Annotated in this window: 4 protein-coding genes; all 4 read left to right on the forward strand. The window is 73.9% G+C overall.

The window, feature by feature from the left end:
* Positions 1-114 precede the first annotated feature (114 nt).
* A complete protein-coding gene (locus ACFV7Q_RS38355; RefSeq protein ID WP_385435584.1) occupies positions 115-861 on the forward strand; it encodes an SDR family oxidoreductase in 747 nt (248 codons plus the stop codon).
* 12 nt (positions 862-873) lie between these two features.
* Positions 874-1,683, forward strand: coding sequence for an SDR family oxidoreductase (locus ACFV7Q_RS38360; protein ID WP_385435585.1), 810 nt, complete (start codon positions 874-876; stop codon positions 1,681-1,683).
* Positions 1,684-1,966: 283 nt separating this feature from the next.
* A complete protein-coding gene (locus ACFV7Q_RS38365) occupies positions 1,967-2,929 on the forward strand; it encodes an NAD-dependent epimerase/dehydratase family protein (RefSeq protein ID WP_385435586.1) in 963 nt (320 codons plus the stop codon).
* A gap of 29 nt (positions 2,930-2,958) precedes the next feature.
* Positions 2,959-4,525 (forward strand): carbamoyltransferase (locus tag ACFV7Q_RS38370; RefSeq protein ID WP_385435587.1); only part of this gene is annotated, 1,567 nt, incomplete at its 3' end.

Consider the following 4,525-nt stretch of genomic DNA (forward strand, 5'->3'; position numbering starts at 1 on the left):
TCCCTAATTCGGCGGCCGCGTCTTATGTGTATAAGAGACAGGCTACGAGGGGCCGCCGGCAGCCGCCCGCCCGGGCGGCTGCCGCTCCCTGCCGGACGGACGAAGGGCACGAGCATGAGCAGCGCGGTACAGGTCGACCTGACGGGCAAGCAGGCACTGGTGACGGGCGGCGCCCGCGGGCTGGGCGCGGCCATCGCGCGCCGGCTCGCCGCTGCCGGCGCCTCCGTCCTCGTGGCCGACGTGCGCAAGGACCTCGCCCAGCAGCTCTGCGCCGACCTGGTGGTGGCCGGCGGCCGGGCCCGGTCCGTCGAGATGGACGTCCGTGACGCGGACGCCGTCGCCGCCGTCCTGCGCGACGTCGAGGAGGACGGCCGGTCGGTGGACATCCTGGTCAACAACGCCGCCGTCGACGTGTCCAAGCCGGTCGAACACCTGACCGCGGAGGAGGTCACCCGCGTCGTGACCACCAACCTGCTCGGACCGATGTACTTGTGCCTGCAGACCTACCGCCGCATGGTCGCCGCCGGCAGCGGACACATCGTCAACATCCTGTCGACCGCGGCCAACCGCACCTGGACGGAGGCCGGACCGTATGCGGCGAGCAAGTCCGGGCTGCGGGCGTTCACCCACACGCTGTTCAAGGAGGCCCAGCGTGACTGCACCGGCATCGGCGTGACCGGGGTCATCGCGGGCGGTATGGAGACCGCTTTCATCCTGGACAGGTTCCCGGACGCCGACGTCAGCCTGCTGCAGAGCCCGGATGTCGTGGCCGACACCGTGCTGTACGCGCTCTCCGTGCCCCCCGGCAGCGTGGTGGGCGAGCTGGTCGTCGTACCGCGCCGGGAGCCCTCCTGGCCCTGAGGGAGGCCCGCCGTGATCAGCCCACTCGATTTCCATCCCACCGTGGCGGTGGTCACCGGCTCGGATTCCGGGATCGGCCGTGCCGTCGCGGTCCGGCTCGCCGCCGCCGGCCTGGACGTCGGCATCACCTGGCACCAGGACGAGGACGGGGCCCGTCGCACGGCCGAGGAGGTCCGGGGCCTGGGCCGGCGGGCCGCCGTCGCCCGGCTCGACCTGACGGACCTTCCGGCCGCCGCCGACGTGGTCGACCGTCTCGCCGACGAACTCGGCCGCATCGACGTCCTGGTCAACAACGCGGGGACCGGTACCGCGACCCCCTTCCTGGAATTGGATCTCGCCACGGTGCGGGAGGTCCTCGACGTCGACCTCGTGGGACCGCTGTTGTGCGGCCAGCGGGCCGCGCGCCGCATGATCGGGCAGGGCGGCGGGGGCCGGATCGTCAACGTGACGTCGGTCCACGAGCACCAGCCGCGCGTGGGGGCCGCCCCGTACTGCGCCGCCAAGGGCGGACTGGGTCTGCTCACCCAGGTGATGGCCCTCGAACTCGCCGAACACGGCATCACGGTGAACTGCGTGGCTCCTGGCGAGATCGCCACCCCGATGACCGGCCAGGAAGACCGGGACGTGCGGTCCGAGCCGCGTCCCGGAGTGCCCGCCGGCCGGCCGGGGGACGCCCGCGAGGTCGCCGCCGTCGTCGCCTTCCTGGGCGGGCCCGAGGCCTCGTACGTCACCGGCGCCTCGTGGACGGTCGACGGGGGCATGCTGCGGATGGGGCCGATGGCCGGGTCGCACATGGACCACGACCGCTGGCGCCGGCCCTGACGGCCGGCCGCCCCGGCGGGCGCGCACTCCGGCGGCCGTGCACCCGGAGGGGGCGGGCCCGTACCGGCCGGCGCCCCACCCCGCCCCTTCGTCACGCAGGGTGATTCACCGGTTTGCGCGGCAGGCCGCGCCGGCAGCGCCGGCCTGCCGCAGGCTGAAGGCGTTCCACCGATCCGGCCCCGCCGCACCCCCTGCGCCGCACTCCGAACGGCGCCGCCGGTGGGGTCGGACGCTCCGGAGCGGGCCGTTCGAGGGCCCGCCCCCCGTTCCGAGGAGCCCCCTCATGGACAGCGCAGCCCCACGCCTATGGGAGCACGCCGTCGTCACCGGCGGAGCCGGTTTCGTCGGCTCGCACCTGTGCACCGCCCTGCTGGACGCCGGCACGGCGGTAACCTGCGTGGACGATCTCAGCACCGGCCGGACCGAGAACATATCGGCCCTGCTCGACCGCCCCGGCTTCACCTTCCAACGGACCAGCGTCATCGAGCCGTTCGACGTGGCCCGGCCGCCCGACCTGGTGCTGCACTTCGCGTCGCCCGCCTCGCCCGCCGACTACCTGCGGCTGCCCGTGCACACCCTGGAGACCGGCAGTCTCGGCACCCGCAACGCGCTCGCGCTGGCCCATCGGGCGGGCGCCCGTTTCCTCCTCGCCTCCACGTCCGAGGTGTACGGCGACCCCCAGGAGCACCCGCAGAGCGAGCGGTACTGGGGCCACGTCAACCCGGTCGGCCCGCGCAGCGTGTACGACGAGGCCAAGCGCTTCGGCGAGGCCCTGACCACCGCCCAGTCCGGCCTGCACGGCACCGACACCGCCATCGTCCGCCTGTTCAACACCTACGGGCCCCGGATGCGCGGCTACGACGGCCGTGCCGTCCCCACCTTCGTCCGCCAGGCGCTCGCCGGCGAGCCCCTCACCGTCACCGGTGACGGCCTCCAGACCCGGTCCCTGTGCTATGTGGAGGACACCGTCCGCGGCATCCTCGCGATGGCCGCCCACGGCATGCGCGGCCCGGTGAACATCGGCAACCCGGACGAGATCACCATGCTGGAGCTCGCCCGCCGGATCATCGACCTCACCGGTTCACGCTCGGAGATCCGCTTCATCGAACGGCCGACCGACGACCCGGCCGTCCGCTGCCCCGACATCACCCTCGCCCGGGACAAGCTCCAGTGGGAGCCGCAGGTGGCGGCGGAGGACGGGCTACGGCGCACCATCGCCTGGTTCCGGACCCGGACGGACGACTGACCGTGACGACCGGCCAGAAGGGGCCGCCCATGCGCATCCTCGGAATCAACGCCCTCTTCCACGACCCCGCCGCGGCGCTCGTCATCGACGGCCGCACCGTCGCCGCCACTGAGGAGGAACGGTTCTCCCGGCGCAAGCACGGCAAGCGCCCGGTGCCCTTCTCCGCTTGGGAACTGCCGGAACTGGCCGCCGCCTGGTGCCTGAAACGCGCCGGCCTGCGCCCGCAGGACCTCGACGCGGTGGCCTACTCCTTCGACCCCTCCCTCGCCCGGCCGGCCCACGAGATGGGCCTCGACGACCCGTGGGACCACCTGCGCCTGACCTACGCGCGCGAGGCACCCGGCTTCCTGCGGACCGCCCTTCCCGGACTCGACCCCGCCGTCGTCCGCTTCGTACCCCACCACATGGCGCACGCCGCCTCCGCGGCGTTCGCCGCCGAGGGCGCCGACAGCTCCAGCGTCCTGGTCCTCGACGGCCGCGGCGAGCGGGCCTCCCACCTCGCCGCCCGGCGCACCGGCAGCCGGCTGGAGCCCCTGCACGCGCAGGAGCTGCCCCACTCCCTCGGCCTGGTCTACGAGGAGCTCACCGCCCACCTGGGCTTCCTGCGCTCCTCCGACGAGTTCAAGGTGATGGCCCTCGCCTCGTACGGCAGGCCCCGCATGCTCGCCGAGCTGCGCCGGTACGTCCACCCCACCGGAGACGGCGGCTTCCGCGCCACCGGCGTCCCCTGGCACGAACTGTGCGCCGCCCGCAGCCCCCACGAGGCGTGGACCCAGGACCACGCGGACGTGGCCGCCTCCGCCCAGGCGGTCCTGGAGGAGACCCTCCTCGACCTGGTGCGCTGGCTGCACGGCCGCACCCACGACGGCGTGCTCACCCTCGCCGGCGGGGTCGCCCTCAACTGCGTCGCCAACTCCCGCATCGCCAGGGAAGGTCCGTTCTCCCGGGTGTGGGTGCAGCCGGCCGCGGGCGACGCCGGCACCGCCCTCGGCGGGGCACTGCTCCTCGCCGCCGGCCACGGGGAGGACCCCGCACCCATGTCCGGCGCCGACCTGGGCCGCGACTGGACCGACGCCGAACTCGAAGGCATCCTCAAGACCGCTGCCGTGCCGTTCGACCGGCCCCCCGACATCGCCGCGACCGTCGCCCGCGCCCTCGCCGACAACGCCGTCGTCGCCTGGTTCCAGGGGCGTTCGGAGTACGGGCCGCGCGCCCTGGGGCACCGGTCCCTGCTGGCCCACCCCGGGCACGCGGGCAACCTCGAACGCCTCAACGACGTCAAGGGGCGCGAGCAGTTCCGTCCGGTCGCCCCGATGGTGTTGGCCGACCGCGCCGCCGAGATCTTCGACGGGCCGCTGCCCAGCCCGCACATGCTGTTCGTCCACGACGTCGATCCCGCCTGGCGGGACCGGATCCCCGCCGTCGTTCACGTCGACGGCACCGCCCGCATCCAGACCGTCGACCCGGCCTCCGAACCGCTGGTCGCGCGCATGCTCGCCGAGTTCGAGCGGCTCACCGGCCTCCCGGTGGTCGTCAACACCAGTCTGAACACGGCCGGCCGGCCGATGGTCGACGACCCCCGCGAGGCACTGGAGC

Origin of the sequence: Streptomyces sp. NPDC059851, from assembly GCF_042732005.1 — a bacterium.
Lineage (GTDB): Bacteria > Actinomycetota > Actinomycetes > Streptomycetales > Streptomycetaceae > Streptomyces.

Excerpts from the sequence above, each read along its gene's own strand:
- ACFV7Q_RS38355 (WP_385435584.1), top strand. The coding sequence starts at position 115 with ATGAGCAGCGCGGTACAGGTCGACCTGACGGGCAAGCAGGCACTGGTG.
- ACFV7Q_RS38365 (WP_385435586.1), top strand. The coding sequence starts at position 1,967 with ATGGACAGCGCAGCCCCACGCCTATGGGAGCACGCCGTCGTCACCGGC.